The organism is Rathayibacter sp. AY1C2, from assembly GCF_002931195.1.
In the GTDB taxonomy this organism is placed as follows: domain Bacteria; phylum Actinomycetota; class Actinomycetes; order Actinomycetales; family Microbacteriaceae; genus Rathayibacter.
Genome location: NZ_PSWG01000036.1, coordinates 1 through 15,887, shown reverse-complemented (window position 1 = coordinate 15,887; position 15,887 = coordinate 1). Strand labels below are relative to the sequence as shown.

Here is a 15,887-nt window from a genome sequence, read left to right as displayed (position 1 = left end):
CCCCCTGCCCCGCCCCGTCTCTTCCGCCCGTCCCGTCCCGTCCCAGGAGGACCGATGCCGTCCCGCTCAGCCCGCACCACCGGGATCGTCCTCGCCGCCCTCGGAATCGTCGGCGTCGTCCTCGCGATCGTGCTGCTCGTCCGGCCCGCCGGCGGGGGAGCGCCCGGCGCAGCCACGGCGTCCGCGGGCCCGTCCTCGGCGCCGTCCGGGAGCGCTCCGGCGACGTCCGCCGCTCCCGGCTCCGCGGAGGCGACCGACGGCGCCGCCGCCCCCGCATCGACGGCCTCCGCCGCACCGTCAGACACCGAGCCGGGCACCGGATCCGATGCTCCTCCGGCGATCGTCTCCTTCGCCTCCACCCCCGCCTCCGTCGACTGCGAGGGCGACCGCACCGCCTCCGTCCCGCTCGCCCTGTCGTGGGAGACGAGCGGAGGCGCCACCGCCCGCCTGGCCGTCGGCACCACCGACGCGAGCGCGGGCGAGCCCGTCGACCTCGCGGCGTCCGGCTCCGCCGCCGTCACCGCCGACTGCCGCGACTCCGAGACCCTGATCACCCTCGCCGTCCTCGCCCCCGACGGCACCACCGCCCAGCGCACCCTCGTCGTCCCCGCCTCCTGAACCGCTCCGCCCGCGCGGAGGCGGTCACGGAGGCGTCGAGCGGCCCCGGCACGGCAGAATGGGACACGATGACCTCCACACCCCCTCCGCTCGGCCTGCTCCTCGACGTCGACGGGCCCATCGCGAGCCCCGTCACGCGCACGATCTCGATCCCCGAGATCGCCGACGACCTCGTCACCCTGGCCAACGCCGGCATCCCGATCGTGTTCAACACGGGCCGCTCCGACGCGTTCCTGCGCGAGCGGGTCCTGCCCGCGCTCCTCGAGCGAGGCGTCTCGGCCGAGGCCCGCATCGTCTGCGTCTGCGAGAAGGGCGCCGTCTGGTTCACCGTCGACTACCGCGGCACCTCGGAGCCGATCGTCGACGAGTCGCTCGCGATCCCCGAGCCGGTGGCCCGCGACCTCGAGCGGATGATCCGCTCCGACTACGACGACCTGGTCTTCTTCGACGAGACCAAGCGCGCGATGGTGTCCGCCGAGCAGCTGGTCGACCTGCCGAGCGAGGACTACCTCGAGCGCCAGCTCGTCTTCGATGCCGACGCCCTGCAGATCATGACCGCCGCGGGCCTCGGGGTCGAGCGACGCGGCATCCGGTATCCGAACGAGGAGGGGACGGTCGACTTCCGCATCGACCCGACCGTCATCTCGACCGACATCGAGTCGAACCGGCTCGGCAAGGACCTCGGCGCCCAGCGCGCCGTGGAGCTGCTCGGAGCGACGGGCGCGATCCCGCAGCGCTGGCGCACGGTCGGCGACTCCCGGAGCGACTACGCGATGGCCGACTGGCTGTTCGAGCACGCCTACGACGTCGCCCACGTCGACGTGCGGCCCGCAGAGGGCGTGCCCGAGAAGCCCTACCCGGTCCTCGTCGTCGACGGAGCCGTGAACGACGCGGCCGGCGCCGCCGTGCTCCGCCGCTGGACGGAGCTCGTCGCCGACGAGACGACGCCCGAGGTCGGCGGCGCGATCTCGCTCCATGCCCGGAGCTGATCCGCAACCCTCGTCCCTCGTCGCTCAGGACCGTTAGCGTTCGAGCATGAGAATCGCAGTCACCGGTGGATCCGGCAAGCTCGGCCGCCACGTCGTCACCCGCCTCCGCGCCTCCGGGCACGAGGTCTTCAACCTGGACCGTGCGGGGGACCGCGGCGCGGGCTTCGTCCGCATCGACATCGCCGACTACGGCCAGGTCGTGGACGCGCTGCAGTCGGTGAACGACCAGTACGAGGGCATCGACGCGCTCGTGCACCTCGCCGCGATCCCCGCGCCGGGCCTCGTGCCCGACGTCGCCACGTTCCACAACAACATGATCGCGACGTTCAACGCGTTCCACGGAGCGATCCGTGCCGGCATCCGCAACGTCGTCTACGCCTCCAGCGAGACCGTGCTGGGCCTGCCCTTCGACGTCCCGCCGCCCTACATCCCGGTCGACGAGCAGTACCCGGCGCGCCCGGAGTCGGTCTACTCGCTCACCAAGCACCTCGAGGAGCAGATGGCGATCGAGCTGTGCCGCTGGCACCCGGACCTGAAGATCACGGGCCTGCGCTTCTCGAACGTCATGGACGAGGCCGACTACGCCGAGTTCCCGTCGTTCGACTCCGACGCGCTGCTGCGCAAGTGGAACCTCTGGGGCTACATCGACGGACGCGACGGAGCGCAGGCGGTCGAGAAGGCGCTGCTCGCCGAGACGACCGGGTTCGACCGCTTCATCATCGCCGCGGCCGACACCGTGATGACGCGCCCCAACGCCGAGCTGGTGGCCGAGGTGTTCCCCGGCGTCGAGCTGCGCGGCGACCTCGGGACCACCGGGACCCTGCTCTCGATCGACCACGCCCGCGAGGTCCTCGGCTACGCCCCCGAGCACTCCTGGCGCGACTCGCAGCAGGGCTGACCCGCGGGCCCGGCGCATCGGGATCCGCGCTGTTCGTCGGTGGGGTGGATCCCGATACGCGGGCTGCGCCCGCTCCTCGATCAGCAGGGGTGCGGTCGGCCCGTGACCGTGCTGGTCGAGTAGCCGCGCAGCGGCGTATCGAGACCCGCCCCGTTCGTGCGCGGCTCGGCCCACCGCCCCACGCACGAGCGCGCCCGGTCCGCAGGACGACTGCAGGCCGGGCGCGCTCCGTGGAGCCGAGGATCAGCTCGGGATGTAGTTGAAGGTGTCGGGGTCGGGGCCGGTGCGGTGGCCGCGGTCGAGCGCCGTGATGTCGGTCATCGCCTCGTCGTCGAGCTCGAAGTCGAAGAGGGCGAAGTTCTCCTCCACGCGCTTGCGGGTGACCGACTTCGGGAAGACGATGTCGCCGCGCTGGATGTGCCAGCGGAGCACGACCTGCGCCGGGCTGCGGTCGACGTTGCGCGCGATGCGGGTGATGGTGTCGTCGTCGAGGACGAGGCCCTGCGCGATCGGCGACCAGGCCTCGGTCGCGATGCCGTGCTCGGTGCCGTAGGCGCGGAGCTCCTGCTGCACGAGGTAGGGGTGCACCTCGATCTGGTTCACGGCCGGGACGATGGTCGCCTCGGCGCGGAGCCGGTTGAGGTGGTTGGTCTGGAAGTTGGAGACGCCGATCGCCTTCGCCTTGCCGCTGCGGTAGATCTCCTCCATCGCCTTCCAGGTCTCCAGGTAGTCGCCCACGTTCGGGAGCGGCCAGTGGATGAGGAAGAGGTCGACGTAGTCGAACTTCAGCTCGCCGAGGGTGACGTCGATCGCGGCGAGAGCGTCCTCGCGGGCGTGGAAGCCGTTGTTGAGCTTGCTGGTCACGAAGACCTCGGAGCGGTCGAGGCCGGAGGCGCGGACGGCCTCGCCGACGCCCGCCTCGTTGCCGTACATCTCGGCGGTGTCGATGTGGCGGTAGCCGACCTCGAGGGCCGCCAGGGTGGCGTCCTTGGTCTCGGCCGGGTCGATCTGGAACACGCCGAAGCCCAGCTGCGGGATCTTCACGCCGTTGTTCAGGGTGATCGTGGGGACCGTTGCGGTGTCGTCGCTCATGAGCGAGTACGTCCTTTCGTCGGGGCGAGGGCGCAGTGGAGCCGCGCCGTCGTGCCTCCAGTCCATCGCCTGCGGCTCTCAGCATCAACCCCTTGCGCGCTCGGCGGACATCCAGCTTCCCCGCGGAGGAGGAGTCGGATCCCCTGAGCAGAGGTGCGCCCGCTCCGGGAACGCCGAAGGCCCCCGGCACGGATGCCGGGGGCCTTCGGGGAGCGCGACTTACGCGCGGGACTTGCGGCCGACGATCGCGCCGTAGATGAGGAGGACGACGATCGCACCGACGACGGAGACGATGATGCTCACGATGTTGATGCCGTTGACGGCGTCCTGGATGCCGAACAGCGTGCTGAGGAAGCCGCCGAGCAGCGCGCCCACGATGCCGAGGACGATCGTGATGATCCATCCGCCGCCCTGCTTGCCCGGGAGGATGAGCTTGGCGAGCGCCCCGGCGATGAGGCCGAGGATGATCCAGCTGATGATGCCCATGATGTTTCTCCTTCAGTTCGTGCTCGATCGGCCGTTCCGATGCGAGCGGAGACACCGGCGGGCCGGTGTCCGGTGAGTCGTGGAAGCGGGGGTCAGCGGAGGCGGCGCTGCACCTTGTCGCGGGCCTTGCTCGCGATGGCGGTGAGCTGCTTGGCCTCGCGCTTGGAGGTCTTCTTGAGCTTCTTGCGGGTCTTCTTCGTGGCCGGGTCGTTCCACACGCCGAGTGCGAGGTGGCGCAACTCTTCGTAGCGGCCACGGCCGGCGCGGGAGCCGAACACGTAGGCGGTGAAGGCGACCAGTGCCAGCAGGACGAGGCGGGGATTCATGCGGTGACCCTTCCATCGGAGAGCACCGGGTCGTGCTCGACACCCATTTGACTCTCCTGCGCAATCCGTGACAAACCACGGCCCGACCATTGACAGGGACCCCTCGCATCGTGTTCCGCGTGCGCGTGTACCCGATTCAGCCGCAGGCCGGAGACGTCTCGGACGGGAAGCGAGCGTGGAGGTAGTGGCCGTAGCCGCCCTCGACCCGGTTGTCGCGGCGGCCGGAGGTGACCACCTCGCCGCGGTCCGTCGCTCCGACCCGGGCGCCGCTCGCGCGCAGCCGCTCGACGAGCAGGACGTCCTCGTGCAGCGGCTCCCGGCCGAAGCCGCCCGCCGCGAGGTATGCGCTCGCGCGGACGCCGAGGTTCGCGCCGTGGATGCTGCCGATCGACTCCTCCCGCGCGCGGACGTCTCGCCAGCGCGAGTAGGCACCGGGGGAGAGGTCGGCCGGGTCGGGCCGGACCGTGCCGAGCAGCGCGTCGTGCCGTCGGGAGTGCTCGACGTGGGCGGCCAGCCAGTCGCGGGGGACCACGGTGTCGGCGTCGGTGTTGGCGATCCACACCTGCTCGAGCGGAGCAGCGACGGAGGAGAGGGCGTGCGCGATCCCGGCGGAGCGGGCGGCGCCGACTCCGCAGCGGGCGAGCTCCAGCACCTCGGCGCCGGCGGCACGGGCCCTCTCGACGGTCGCGTCGGAGCAGCCGTCCGCGGCGACCACGAGGCGCATCCCGATTCCGGGCGCCCGATGGGCGAGGTGGGTCGCGCTCGCCCGGACGGAGGCGATCAGGCCGCCGATCCGCTCCTCCTCGTCGAGGGCCGGGACGACGACCAGCACCTGCGCGAGCCGGCTCACACCAGCCCCGTCCGGCGGGCGACCGAGCGGGAGTCGCGGGCGTGGACCTCGAGCAGGACGTCCTCCTCCTCGTGGCGGGCGAGGCGGTGCAGGCCCAGCTCCGCCACGGCGGACTGCACGGCGTCGCCGTCCAGAGCGAGCCCCTCGATCGGATGCCGCCAGTGCACGGTGACGAGCTCCCCCGCGGGGGCGAGGGCGTCGCGGATGGTGCGCAGCACGCCGGGGAGGGCGTCGCCGAGGTAGTAGCCGACCTCCGAGAGCACGACCAGGTCGAACGGACCCTCCGGCACGCCGCGGGTGATGTCGTGGTGCTCGACCCGCACGTGCTCGAGCGGAGCGAGGCGGCGGGCGGCGCGCTCGACGGCGGCGCTCGACACGTCGATCGCCAGCAGGCGGTCGGCCCGGTCGGCCAGCGCCTCGGCCAGCACGCCGATCGAGGCGCCGATCTCCAGCACGGAGCCGTAGCGCTGCTCCGGCAGGCTCGCGAGGGTCAGGGCGCGCTTGCGCTGCTCGTACCAGCGGCTCGTGTACCCCCACGGGTCCTCGTGGCGGGCGTACAGCTCGTCGAAGTAGCTCATGCGATCCTCACCAGCCGGTCGTCCCCGGTGAAGGTGCGCAGGAAGAGCGGATGGAGCACCGGACCGGTCCCGTCGGGCCCGGGGCGGGTCTGGCTGGGATAGCGGGAGCGGGCACGGCGGGTGCGCTCGAGCAGCTCGTCGTCGAGCGGCAGGCGCACGAGGTCGCCCCACGGCACCTCGGGGTCCTCCGGGACCGCCCAGTGCCACAGCCAGATCGGCGCGGCGAGCAGCGGCTGCCCGAGCTCGCGCGCGACCTCCGCGCAGATCTCGCCGACCACGCGGTGGTCCCGGTGCCCGTCCCCGGTCCAGGTGGAGAGGAGCAGGACGGTCCCGGGGGCGCCGGCCGCCCGCTCGCGCACCTCGCGTGCGATGCGCTCGTGGTGCTCCGGGGTCGCCGAGTCCGGCACGTCGAGGAAGGCGAGCCCGATGCCGGGGCCGAGCTCCGCCAGTGCGTCCGAGGCCTCCCGCCGGCGCTCGGCAGCGAGGTCCGCGTCCCGCTCCCCATGGGCCGCGGCTCCGTCGGTCACGACGACGACGTCGACCGCGATCCCGCGCCGACGCGCGAGCGCGATGGTGCCGCCGCAGCCGAGGGTCTCGTCGTCGGCGTGCGCCACGACCACCAGGACGCGCCGGATCCCGTCGGGCAGGGTCAGCTCCGGGAGGCGGTCGCGGCGGCCGTCCGCGGTCCAGCGCTCGAGAGGAGTGCCCTCGAGGCGCCCGTCGAAGGGCCGGCTCACCAGGAGGCCGCCTCGCCCGAGGCGAGCACGGCGCGGCCGAGAGCGGCGTCGTCGCGCTCGGCGTGGTGCTGGCGGACGTAGAGCGCGAGGTCGGCGACGCGCTTGGCGTGCTCGGCGTCGAGGGCGAGCGGAGCCGGGCCGAGCGCGCGGCCGGCGCGGAGCAGGATCTCCTCGACCGCTCCGGCGACGCTCGCCCGCACGCGCTTGGCGAGCAGTGAGCCGCGGGGGCCGTCGGCCTCGCCCGCGTCGACCGCCGCGGCGGCCTCGTCCAGCGCCCGGCGCGACGCGGAGAGCGCCGTGTCGATCGCTCCGAGGTGGGCCAGGAGGTGCGGGTCCTCGCGTCGGGCTGCCGCTGCCGCGACGGCAGCCGCGACTCCGAGGGCTCCGCCGTGCCAGCAGGCGGCGACGCCGATGCCGCCCCAGGCGAAGCCGGGCCGCGAGAGGTACCAGCCGGCGTCCCCCACGGGGACGGCGCGGGTGCCGGAGAAGCGGACCGGTCCGCTGGGCACCTCCGTCAGGCCCCGCGCGTGCCAGGCGTCCTGCTCCGGCGTAGCCGACCCGTCGCGCAGCGCCACGGCGAAGAGGCGGCGCTCGCCGGAGGCGTCGCCGACGTGGGCGGTGACGAGGGCGGCGTCGAGGCGGTCGGCCAGCGAGCACCAGGGCTTCACTCCGTCGAGCAGCCAGTCGCCGTCGCTCTCGCGCGCGACCAGAGGATCCCCGCCGCCCTCGGCCGCGAAGACCCCCCAGGCGGCGTCGGCGGCGACTCCGAGTCCGGACGGGTCGAGCTCCGCCTCGCCGAGGATCGCGAGAGCGTCGAGGTGCGGCTCCACCGCGCGCGCGACGCCGAGGTCGTGCCGAGCCAGGCGCTCGAGGAGACCGTGCAGCTCGGCGGTGCGACCGGTGCCGGGCCGGGGCGCGTCGGCGCTCAGACCGCGCGCGAAGCCGAGCGCGCCGTCGACGTCGTGGGGGAGGAGAGAGGAGGAGTGCTGGTCCATCGCCTCCGAAACTACGCAGTCGAGCGGGCGGCGTCCGGCGATTGTCCCCGAACGGACGGGCTGCTAAGCGTCAGATGTCAAGGTCGTTGATCCTGTGCAGGAGAGAGGCGAAGAGCTCGACGTCGGCGAGCGCCCAGCTGCGCAGCTCCTCGTGCATCAGCGCCTGGTTCGAGCTGCGGATCTCGCGCAGCCGCGCGGCGGTCGCCGGAGTCACCGAGAGGATCGTGGCGCGGCCGTCCTGCGGGTCGGGGGTGCGCTCGAGGAAGCCGAGGCGGTCGAGCGCCGTGATCTGGCGGCTGAGCGCCGACTTGTCCATCTCGAGGAGCTCGGCCAGCACGCCCGAGTGCACGGGTCCGCGGCGCTCGAGCGCCGAGATCGTCTTGTAGCCCAGTGGCGTCAGCTCCGGGTGGAGACGCTCGGCGTAGGAGCGCATCGCCGCCCGCACACGGTTGAAGAGGGTGCTGAGCTCGCCCTCCACCGAGGCGATCGCGGAGTCGACGTCGCGGGCGGAGTCGGGGGTCGGGCCGGTCATGCCTCCAGCATCCCGCGCGAGGACCCTCCTCCTCGACTTGCGCCCGCGCGCCGCGATGACGTACGCTTCCCGAAGCCAAAGACCGCCGGTTTCCGGTGTGCGCACGAGCAGGGCCCCGGCCCCGCGGATCGCCACCGGACGAAGGATTCGCGAAGCGAATTGCCCGCGCAGGTGCACGAGTTCAGTTCCGCCTCACCGCGATCCCGAAGCTCCGCGCCCCTGTGCCGGAGCTTTTTTCTTTGCCTGCCTTCGGGCTACCGGCACGAGAATTCACAGGAGTAGCCATGGCGAACAAGGAAGCCTCGGTTGCCGAACTCACGGAGAAGTTCCAGAGCTCGACGGCCGTTCTGCTGACCGAGTACCGCGGTCTCACTGTTGCTCAGCTCAAGACGCTGCGCAAGGACATCAGTGAGCACGCAACCTACGCCGTGGTGAAGAACACGCTGACCAAGATCGCGGCGAACAACGCCGGTATCTCGTCCTTCGACGACGAGCTCGCTGGCCCCTCGGCCATCGCGTTCGTGCACGGCGACCCTGTCGCTGTCGCGAAGTCGCTGCGTGCCTTCGCCAAGGCAAACCCTCTCCTCGTGGTCAAGGGCGGTTACTTCGACGGTAACCCGCTGACCGCAGAAGAGGTGGGCAAGCTCGCCGACCTCGAGTCCCGCGAAGTTCTGCTCGGCAAGCTCGCCGGCGCCTTCAAGGCCTCGCTGTTCGGCGCCGCATATCTGTTCAACGCTCCGCTCTCGAAGGCCGTTCGCACGGTCGAGGCGCTGCGCGAGAAGCAGGAGTCCGCGAGCTGACGTCTTCCCCTTCCGGGAAGCAGTGCGCGCGCGGTTCGTAGACAAAGAAAAACAAGGAGAAAAATCATGGCAAAGCTCACGCAGGACGAGCTCATCGAGGCCTTCAAGGAGCTCACGCTCATCGAGCTCTCGGAGTTCGTCAAGAAGTTCGAAGAGGTCTTCGAGGTCACCGCTGCGGCGCCCGTCGCCGCCGCCGGTGTGGCCGGCCCGGCCGCCCCCGCCGAAGAGGTCGAGGAGCAGACCGAGTTCGACGTCGTGCTCGAGGCCGCCGGCGAGAAGAAGATCCAGGTCATCAAGGAGGTGCGCGCCCTCACCAGCCTCGGCCTCGGTGAGGCGAAGGCGCTCGTCGACGGTGCCCCCAAGGCGGTCCTCGAGGCCGTCAACAAGGAGACCGCCGAGAAGGCCAAGGCTCAGCTCGAGGGCGCCGGCGCGACCGTCACCGTCAAGTAATCCCCCTCACCCGTCGCGGGTGCCGGCTCCGGCCGGTCGCTCGTCAGGGTGACGCAGGCACGCCTGCAGACGCAGGGCGTCGTCTCCTCGGAGGCGGCGCCCTTCGTCGTTCCCGGCCGTTGGCGGCGCGCGCCCCTAGGATCGGAGCGTGACTGCTCACGATCTGCTCGCCGGGCTCCCCGCCCGCGACGTCCCGCCCAGCGAGGTCTCGCTCAGCGAGCTCCTGAGCGACTTCGTCTCGGTGACGCACCGGATCACCCGCCTCGCCGCCCAGGCGACCGGCAACCAGGAGTCGCAGGCCGTCTGGCGCACGCTCTCGGTGCTCCTCTCGATGGGCCCGATGCGCCTGGGGGAGCTCGCCTCCCAGAGCCGCGTCTCTCAGCCCACGATGACCAAGATCGTGAAGAACCTCGTCGAGACCGGCTGGCTCGACCGGATCGCCGATCCCCTCGACGCGCGCGCCTGGCAGATCCGCCTGGCTCCCGCCGGCGCGGACGCGCTGAACGCCTGGCGGACCGACCTCGGCGACGCGCTGACGCCGATCTTCGCCGATCTCACCCTCGAGGACCGCCGCGTCCTCGAGCGCGCCGTCGAGATCATGCACGAGCGCCTCGTCGTCGGCCCGCGGGACTGACCCCTCCCGCGCGGTTCCGCCGCGCGGCACACTGGTCGCGTGCAGATGCGACTCGAGCTCGTCCCCCTCCCCGTCGGCGACGTCGACCGCGCGGTCGCCTTCTACACGGAGGTGATGGGCTTCCACCTCGACCACGACGTGCGGCCCTCCGCCGCGATGCGCGTGGTCCAGCTCACCCCGCCCGGCTCGGCCTGCTCGATCGTGGTCGGCAGCGGGATGGGCCCCGGTCCGGAGGAGGGCGTCGTCCGCTCCCTCCACCTCGTCGTCGACGACATCGCCGCCGCTCGCGCGGAGCTCGTCGGCCGCTCGCTCGAGATCAGCGAGGTCCAGGACCTGGGCGGCGTGCAGTACGCGTACTTCGCCGATCCGGACGGCAACACCTGGGCGCTCCAGGAGATCGGGAGCAGGACGCCCCCGGAGTGAGTCAGTCCTCGGGCCAGCGGACCCGGGCGTCGACGTCGGGGTGCTTGCGCAGCCAGGCCGCGACGAAGGGGCAGCGCGGGACGACCGTGCCGCCCGCCTCCGTGATCGCGGTGACCGCGGCCCGCGCGAGGATGCTCCCGAGGCCGTGGCCCTCCCACGCGTCGTCGACGACGGTGTGGGTGAGCGTCACCTCGTCGCCCTGACGGGTGTACGCGGCGAAGCCGGCCGGGGTGCCGCCGACCTCGATCACGAAGCGGGACCGCTCGGGGACGTCGCGGACGGTGGGGGTGTCGGAGTCGCTCATGCTCCGATTCTCGCCCCCCGCGGCGCCGAGGTGCTGGTGCGGATCACCAGCGAGGCGGGGATCAGCGTGTGGCGGGCCGGGGGAGGGGGCTCGCCGCGACCGAGGGCGGCCAGCGCGTCCAGCACCAGCGCGACTGCGAGCTCGCCCTGCTGGCGCGGGTCCTGGCGGATCGAGCTGAGACCGAAGAGCTCGGCGAGGGGGTGGTCGTCGATCCCGATGACGGAGACGTCCTCGGGCACCGAGAGGCCGAGCTCGCGCGCCGCGAGGATGATCCCGATCGCGATCTCGTCGGAGGCGGCGAAGATCGCCGTCGGCCGGGTCCGCGGGTCGCCGAGGACCTGCCGTCCGGCGCTGTGCCCGCCGGGGATGTCGAAGGTGGTGGGCACGATGTCCTGCGCGCCCGGCTCGAGGCCGGCGGCCGCGAGCGCCTGGCGGAAGCCGTCGCGGCGCTGCGTGTGGACGTGAAAGTCCATCTCCTCCTCCGCGAGCCCGCCGATGTGGACGACCCGCTCGTGGCCGAGGGAGAGCAGGTGCTCCGTGGCGAGGCGGGAGGCGGCGACGTCGTCGATGCTGAAGGTGGGGATGCCGGGGAGCTCGCCGCCGATGCCGACGATGGGCTTGCCCAGGGCGAGGAGCGCCTCCGTCTCGTGCGGCGAGATCTCGAGCGTGACGGCGACGATCGCGTCGACGCGCTTGCGGACGAGGTAGTACTCGAACACGCTCCGGCGGGCGTCGAGGTGCTTGTCGATGTTGTAGAGGAGCAGGTCGTAGCCGGCGGCGAGCAGGGCGCGCTCGATGCCCTCGATGATCCCGGCGAAGAACCACTGGTTGATGATCGGGATGATCACGGCGATGTTGTTGCTGCGGCCGGTGACGAGGCTGGAGGCGTTGGCGGAGACGACGTAGCCCAGGCTCGTCGCGGCGCGCTCGACGCGCTGCTTCGTCCCCGCGGAGACGTAGCCCCGGCCGCTGAGCGCGCGCGAGACCGTCGCCTTCGACACTCCTGCGAGCTCGGCCACCTCTTCGATGCCTGGCACGGCGTTCCTCCCGACCGTCCGGCCTCGATGCTGGAAACGGTTCCAGGAAGTTATACCCCGCCCGGCGGCCGGGCGTCGCGCCGAGATCGATCTCCGCCCGGCCCGGCCGCAGCGATCGCCGTTCTGACGCTGAATCGTTATCTCAGAGAGCGCTCTATCACCGGCGTTGTGCTTTCATCGTTCTTGTGGAAAGGTTTCCCTCCGTGGGAGCCCATCCACACGAATCCGGTGATCCGCTCGGAGTTCCTCCTGGCATCGCCATCACCAGCATCCGAGTCGTCGCGGCACACGCTTCGAGCCGCCACAGCCTCCCGATCCCGATCGGCGAGGAGCGGCCTGCTCGGCTGGTTCCACCACTCAATGAGGAGGAAGAATGCGGTCATCCCTGCACCGCCGTATCACCGTCCCGGTTGCCGTTCTGGCAGCGGCCGGCATCGCACTCGCGGGCTGCTCCAGCAGCAGTGACCCCAACGACCCGAACGCCGGCGGCAGCTCGGCCGGCACGGTCGGCACCGCCGACGGCGTCGTCAACGTCTACGGCACCATCAACGGCGACGAGGCCACCCTTCTCGAGCAGTCCTGGGCGGACTGGGAGAAGGAGAGCGGCATCGAGATCAAGTACACGGGCGACAAGGAGTTCGAGAAGCAGATCGGCATCAAGGTCCAGGGTGGCGACACCCCCGACCTCGCGATCTTCCCGCAGCCGGGTCTGCTCGCCGACACCGTCGCCTCCGGCAAGGTGCAGGAGCTCCCCGAGGGCGCCCTCGCCAATGTCAAGCAGAACTGGTCCGAGGACTGGCAGAAGTACGGCCAGGTCGACGGCACCCAGTACGGCGCGCCGCTGATGGCGTCCGTCAAGGGCTACATCTGGTACTCGCCGGCCAAGTTCACGGAGTGGGGCGTCTCCGTTCCCACGACGTGGGACGAGATGGAGGCGCTCGGCAAGACGATCGCCGAGAAGACCGGCGGACCGTCCTGGTGCGCGGGCTTCAACTCCGGTGAGGCCTCCGGCTGGCCCGGAACCGACTGGATCGAGGACGCCGTCCTCCGCGAGGCCGGCCCCGACGTCTACGACTCCTGGGTCGCGGGCGACACCCCCTTCACCGACCCGGCCATCAAGTCCGCGTTCGACTCCGTCGGATCGATCCTCCTCGACCCGACCCTCGTCAACGCCGGCTACGGCGACGTGAAGTCGATCAACTCCACCGCCTTCGGCGACGTCGCCCAGAACATGGCGAACGGCACCTGCGCGCTGACCCACCAGGCCTCGTTCTTCGAGGGCTTCCTGACCTCGGCCGGCGCCAACGTTGCCGAGGACGGCGACGTGTGGGCCTTCCTCACCCCGCCGGTCAAGGCCGACGACGCCCAGGCCGTCACCGGTGGTGGCGAGATGGTCGCCGCGTTCTCGAACGACGAGGACACCGCGAAGGTCCAGGAGTACCTGGCCAGCGCCGACTGGGCCAACAGCCGCGTCTCCCTCGGCGGCGTCATCTCCGCGAACACCGGTCTCGACCCGGCCAACGCGGGCAGCGACGTCCTGAAGGACTCCATCGCGATCCTCCAGAACCCGGACACCACGTTCCGCTTCGACGCGTCCGACCTCATGCCGAAGGCAGTGGGCTCGGACAGCTTCTTCAAGGGCATGGTCGACTGGATCGACGGCACGAGCACCGACCAGGCGCTCGAGGAGATCCAGGCCGGCTACACCTCCTAGCAGCGGAGCAGAGCCGCCGCTCCCGAGTGGCGGCTCAGCCGTGACGGCCCGGCCCCCGGATCCACGGATCCCGGGGCCGGGCCCCTCCTGAGTCCAGAGTCGCACTCGAAAGGGCGTCCATGTCCCCCATCACCATCTCGGGGTTCTTCCAATGGCTGGCGGGAATCCCGCCGCTCGCGCAGATCCCGCTCATCCTCCTGGCCTTCGCGGCCGTGGTGGCGCTCATCCTCTTCTTCGTCGAGATCGCGCCCCGCCGCGGCACCGGCTACACGGTCCTCCGGCTCGCGGTCACGGTCGTCCTGCCGGTCGTCCTCCTGCTGGTCTTCGGCCTCTACAACTCCGTCCTCTGGGTCGCGGTGGTGGCCGCCGTCATCGGCGGCGCGCTGTTCCTGCTCGACTTCCGGTCCCGCAAAGGCGCGGGCTACGGACTCCAGCTCATCGCGTTCATGGCACCGGCCGCCTTCTTCATCCTCATCGGCCTGATCTACCCGACGATCACGACGGCCATCAACGCGTTCATGAAGAACGACGGCTCCGGTTTCGCCGGCATCGACAACTTCGTCTGGGTCTTCACCAGCCCCGACGGCATCACCGCCTTCCTGAACACGGTGGTCTGGGTGCTCCTGGCCCCCATCACGGCGACCGCGATCGGTCTCGCCTACGCGGTCTTCATCGACAAGAGCCGCGGCGAGAAGTTCTTCAAGCTGCTGGTCTTCATGCCGATGGCGATCTCGTTCGTCGGCGCGTCGATCATCTTCAAGTTCTTCTACGACGTGCGCCAGGGCGAGCAGATCGGCCTCCTCAACGGCATCCTCACCGCCTTCGGCGCCCCGCCGGTCGACTGGCTGGGACTCGAGCCGTGGAACACGCTGTTCCTCGTCGTCGTCCTCATCTGGACCCAGGCCGGATTCGCCATGACGGTGCTCTCCGCCGCCATCAAGGGCGTCCCCTCCGAGCAGCTCGAAGCGGCCTCGCTCGACGGCACCAGCGCGTGGCAGTCCTTCTGGAACGTCACCGTCCCCGGCATCCGCTCCTCGATCGTGGTCGTCCTCACGACGATCTCGATCGCGTCGCTGAAGGTCTTCGACATCGTCTCGGCGATGACCGGCGGCCGCTCCGACACCACGGTCCTCGCGTTCGAGATGGTCCGCCAGTTCCAGCTCGGCGCCCGCAGCGGCTACAGCGCGGCCCTCGCGGTCATCCTGTTCATGCTCGTGCTCCCGATCGTCGTCTACAACGCCCGCCAGCTCGCCAAGCAGAGGGAGATCCGATGAGCGTCACGCCCACTCCGATCCAGGTTCCGGTCGACCGCAGCACCGAGCGCGCGCTCGCCCGCGGCGAGTCCAGGATCGAGGCGGCCAGCGGCAAGGTCAAGAAGGCGACGACGTCGCGCGGCGCCACCCTCGCCGCGCTGATCATCGCCGTCATCTGGACCGTCCCCACCCTCGGCCTGTTCATCTCGTCGTTCCGCCCCGCGAACGACATCAAGACGACCGGCTGGTGGACGATCTTCGCCAACCCCGGCTTCACCCTCGACAACTACGCGAACGCGCTCAACTCGGGCGACAGCCTGACCCTGGGCAAGGCGTTCGTGAACTCGCTCGTCATCACGCTGCCGGCGGCGCTGATCCCGATCACGATCGCCAGCCTCGCCGCCTACGCGTTCGCCTGGATCGACTTCAAGGGCCGCAACACGCTCTTCGTCCTCGTGTTCTCGCTCCAGATCGTCCCCATCCAGATGGCGCTCGTGCCGCTGCTGCAGCTGTTCTCGGACGGCCTGCGCATCGGAGGGCTCTACATCCTCCCCGGCCTCGGGGTGAACGGGTTGGACGGCTCCTACGCGAAGGTGTGGATCGCGCACACGATCTTCGCGCTCCCGCTCGCGATCTTCATGCTCCACAACTTCATCTCCGAGATCCCCGGCGAGGTCATCGAAGCGGCACGAGTGGACGGCGCCGGACACGGCCAGATCTTCTTCCGCATCGTGCTCCCGCTCTCGGTCCCCGCCATCGCCTCCTTCGGCATCTTCCAGTTCCTCTGGGTCTGGAACGACCTGCTGGTCGCGACGGTCTTCACCTCCGGACAAGGGCTGCCGATCACGAAGGCGCTGCAGGACCTCACCGGCTCCTACGGCCAATCGTGGGAGCTGCTCACGGCCGGCGCGTTCATCTCGATCATCGTGCCGCTCATCGTGTTCTTCTCCCTCCAGAGGTTCTTCGTCCGCGGCCTCCTCGCCGGCGCCACCAAGGGCTGACGACCCGCGGGGGTGCCGTGGGCGGCGTTGTCGTCGTCGGCGGTAGCTCCGCTACAGCTCTCCTCCTCCGCCTTGCCCACGACACCCCCGCGGGCCGTCAGCACTGCTCGTCGGGGGAAGAGGGGGGGGGCACGACGAAGGCCCGGGTCCTGCTGCGCAGGACCCGGGCC

General features: G+C 71.0%; 20 protein-coding genes. 10 read left to right on the top strand and 10 right to left on the bottom strand.

The window, feature by feature from the left end:
• Positions 1-54: 54 nt before the first annotated feature.
• From C5C55_RS16025 to C5C55_RS16015, 3 genes are all read left to right on the top strand, one after another.
• Positions 55-618 (top strand): hypothetical protein, encoded by a 564-nt coding sequence (locus tag C5C55_RS16025; RefSeq protein ID WP_104234600.1) that lies wholly within the window; start codon positions 55-57, stop codon positions 616-618.
• Positions 619-686: 68 nt separating this feature from the next.
• A complete protein-coding gene (locus tag C5C55_RS16020) occupies positions 687-1,607 on the top strand; it encodes a hypothetical protein (protein WP_104234599.1) in 921 nt (306 codons plus the stop codon).
• Positions 1,608-1,653: 46 nt separating this feature from the next.
• Entirely contained in the window at positions 1,654-2,505 is an 852-nt protein-coding gene (locus C5C55_RS16015) for an NAD(P)-dependent oxidoreductase (RefSeq protein ID WP_104227477.1), read from the top strand.
• Positions 2,506-2,748: 243 nt separating this feature from the next.
• On the opposite strand, the gene C5C55_RS16010 is transcribed toward C5C55_RS16015, so the two are convergent.
• The 8 genes from C5C55_RS16010 to C5C55_RS15975 form a co-directional block, all read right to left on the bottom strand.
• The gene (locus C5C55_RS16010) at positions 2,749-3,597 is read right to left on the bottom strand and encodes an aldo/keto reductase (protein WP_104234598.1); all 849 of its coding nucleotides are present in this window, start codon (positions 3,595-3,597) and stop codon (positions 2,749-2,751) included.
• A gap of 219 nt (positions 3,598-3,816) precedes the next feature.
• Entirely contained in the window at positions 3,817-4,083 is a 267-nt protein-coding gene (locus C5C55_RS16005; RefSeq protein WP_104224330.1) for a GlsB/YeaQ/YmgE family stress response membrane protein, read from the bottom strand.
• Positions 4,084-4,175: 92 nt separating this feature from the next.
• Positions 4,176-4,409 (bottom strand): hypothetical protein, encoded by a 234-nt coding sequence (locus tag C5C55_RS16000; protein ID WP_104227476.1) that lies wholly within the window; start codon positions 4,407-4,409, stop codon positions 4,176-4,178.
• A gap of 136 nt (positions 4,410-4,545) precedes the next feature.
• Positions 4,546-5,259, bottom strand: a complete 714-nt coding sequence (locus C5C55_RS15995; protein ID WP_104234597.1) for a glycosyltransferase family 2 protein — start codon at positions 5,257-5,259, stop codon at positions 4,546-4,548.
• On the bottom strand, positions 5,256-5,837 hold the full coding sequence (locus C5C55_RS15990) for a class I SAM-dependent methyltransferase (protein WP_104234596.1): 582 nt from the start codon (positions 5,835-5,837) through the stop codon (positions 5,256-5,258). The genes C5C55_RS15995 and C5C55_RS15990 overlap by 4 nt, the downstream gene beginning before the upstream one ends.
• On the bottom strand, positions 5,834-6,574 hold the full coding sequence (locus C5C55_RS15985) for a PIG-L deacetylase family protein (RefSeq protein ID WP_181027272.1): 741 nt from the start codon (positions 6,572-6,574) through the stop codon (positions 5,834-5,836). Before C5C55_RS15985 ends, C5C55_RS15990 begins: the two co-directional genes overlap by 4 nt.
• Complete coding sequence (locus tag C5C55_RS15980) at positions 6,571-7,569, bottom strand: acyl-CoA dehydrogenase (RefSeq protein WP_219812390.1); 999 nt, start codon at positions 7,567-7,569, stop codon at positions 6,571-6,573. The genes C5C55_RS15985 and C5C55_RS15980 overlap by 4 nt, the downstream gene beginning before the upstream one ends.
• A gap of 70 nt (positions 7,570-7,639) precedes the next feature.
• Complete coding sequence (locus C5C55_RS15975; protein ID WP_104224334.1) at positions 7,640-8,101, bottom strand: MarR family winged helix-turn-helix transcriptional regulator; 462 nt, start codon at positions 8,099-8,101, stop codon at positions 7,640-7,642.
• A gap of 284 nt (positions 8,102-8,385) precedes the next feature.
• On the opposite strand from C5C55_RS15975, the gene rplJ reads away from it, so the two are divergent.
• The 4 genes from rplJ (at position 8,386) to C5C55_RS15955 (ending at position 10,408) form a co-directional block, all read left to right on the top strand.
• On the top strand, positions 8,386-8,901 hold the full coding sequence (rplJ, locus tag C5C55_RS15970) for a 50S ribosomal protein L10 (protein WP_055791018.1): 516 nt from the start codon (positions 8,386-8,388) through the stop codon (positions 8,899-8,901).
• A 66-nt stretch (positions 8,902-8,967) separates the two neighbouring features.
• Positions 8,968-9,351, top strand: a complete 384-nt coding sequence (gene rplL / locus C5C55_RS15965; protein WP_104224335.1) for a 50S ribosomal protein L7/L12 — start codon at positions 8,968-8,970, stop codon at positions 9,349-9,351.
• A gap of 148 nt (positions 9,352-9,499) precedes the next feature.
• A complete protein-coding gene (locus C5C55_RS15960; RefSeq protein ID WP_258059518.1) occupies positions 9,500-9,985 on the top strand; it encodes a MarR family winged helix-turn-helix transcriptional regulator in 486 nt (161 codons plus the stop codon).
• A gap of 39 nt (positions 9,986-10,024) precedes the next feature.
• Positions 10,025-10,408 (top strand): VOC family protein, encoded by a 384-nt coding sequence (locus C5C55_RS15955; RefSeq protein ID WP_181027271.1) that lies wholly within the window; start codon positions 10,025-10,027, stop codon positions 10,406-10,408.
• Between the two features lies 1 nt (position 10,409).
• On the opposite strand, the gene C5C55_RS15950 is transcribed toward C5C55_RS15955, so the two are convergent.
• Together C5C55_RS15950 and C5C55_RS15945 are read right to left on the bottom strand one after the other, a co-directional pair.
• Positions 10,410-10,712: a GNAT family N-acetyltransferase gene (locus C5C55_RS15950; RefSeq protein ID WP_104224336.1), complete on the bottom strand. Its 303-nt coding sequence runs from the start codon at positions 10,710-10,712 to the stop codon at positions 10,410-10,412.
• Positions 10,709-11,749 carry a LacI family DNA-binding transcriptional regulator gene (locus C5C55_RS15945; protein ID WP_104224337.1) on the bottom strand — a complete coding sequence of 347 codons (1,041 nt, stop codon included), beginning with the start codon at positions 11,747-11,749 and terminating at the stop codon, positions 10,709-10,711. Before C5C55_RS15945 ends, C5C55_RS15950 begins: the two co-directional genes overlap by 4 nt.
• A gap of 373 nt (positions 11,750-12,122) precedes the next feature.
• Here C5C55_RS15945 and C5C55_RS15940 point away from each other — a divergent pair, with 373 nt between their 5' ends.
• The 3 genes from C5C55_RS15940 (at position 12,123) to C5C55_RS15930 (ending at position 15,717) form a co-directional block, all read left to right on the top strand.
• Positions 12,123-13,463, top strand: coding sequence for an ABC transporter substrate-binding protein (locus C5C55_RS15940; RefSeq protein ID WP_104234595.1), 1,341 nt, complete (start codon positions 12,123-12,125; stop codon positions 13,461-13,463).
• A 119-nt stretch (positions 13,464-13,582) separates the two neighbouring features.
• Positions 13,583-14,737, top strand: coding sequence for a carbohydrate ABC transporter permease (locus tag C5C55_RS15935; RefSeq protein ID WP_181067875.1), 1,155 nt, complete (start codon positions 13,583-13,585; stop codon positions 14,735-14,737).
• On the top strand, positions 14,734-15,717 hold the full coding sequence (locus C5C55_RS15930) for a carbohydrate ABC transporter permease (protein ID WP_104224339.1): 984 nt from the start codon (positions 14,734-14,736) through the stop codon (positions 15,715-15,717). The genes C5C55_RS15935 and C5C55_RS15930 overlap by 4 nt, the downstream gene beginning before the upstream one ends.
• Positions 15,718-15,887: the final 170 nt, after the last annotated feature.

Coding starts and splice junctions, on each gene's coding strand:
- C5C55_RS16010 (WP_104234598.1), bottom strand. CDS start 3,597: ATGAGCGACGACACCGCAACGGTCCCCACGATCACCCTGAACAACGGC.
- C5C55_RS15935 (WP_181067875.1), top strand. CDS start 13,583: ATGTCCCCCATCACCATCTCGGGGTTCTTCCAATGGCTGGCGGGAATC.
- C5C55_RS15940 (WP_104234595.1), top strand. CDS start 12,123: ATGCGGTCATCCCTGCACCGCCGTATCACCGTCCCGGTTGCCGTTCTG.
- C5C55_RS16025 (WP_104234600.1), top strand. CDS start 55: ATGCCGTCCCGCTCAGCCCGCACCACCGGGATCGTCCTCGCCGCCCTC.
- C5C55_RS16000 (WP_104227476.1), bottom strand. CDS start 4,409: ATGAATCCCCGCCTCGTCCTGCTGGCACTGGTCGCCTTCACCGCCTAC.
- C5C55_RS15980 (WP_219812390.1), bottom strand. CDS start 7,569: ATGGACCAGCACTCCTCCTCTCTCCTCCCCCACGACGTCGACGGCGCG.
- C5C55_RS15930 (WP_104224339.1), top strand. CDS start 14,734: ATGAGCGTCACGCCCACTCCGATCCAGGTTCCGGTCGACCGCAGCACC.
- C5C55_RS16005 (WP_104224330.1), bottom strand. CDS start 4,083: ATGGGCATCATCAGCTGGATCATCCTCGGCCTCATCGCCGGGGCGCTC.
- C5C55_RS15950 (WP_104224336.1), bottom strand. CDS start 10,712: ATGAGCGACTCCGACACCCCCACCGTCCGCGACGTCCCCGAGCGGTCC.
- C5C55_RS16020 (WP_104234599.1), top strand. CDS start 687: ATGACCTCCACACCCCCTCCGCTCGGCCTGCTCCTCGACGTCGACGGG.
- C5C55_RS15990 (WP_104234596.1), bottom strand. CDS start 5,837: ATGAGCTACTTCGACGAGCTGTACGCCCGCCACGAGGACCCGTGGGGG.
- rplL (WP_104224335.1), top strand. CDS start 8,968: ATGGCAAAGCTCACGCAGGACGAGCTCATCGAGGCCTTCAAGGAGCTC.
- C5C55_RS15975 (WP_104224334.1), bottom strand. CDS start 8,101: ATGACCGGCCCGACCCCCGACTCCGCCCGCGACGTCGACTCCGCGATC.
- rplJ (WP_055791018.1), top strand. CDS start 8,386: ATGGCGAACAAGGAAGCCTCGGTTGCCGAACTCACGGAGAAGTTCCAG.
- C5C55_RS16015 (WP_104227477.1), top strand. CDS start 1,654: ATGAGAATCGCAGTCACCGGTGGATCCGGCAAGCTCGGCCGCCACGTC.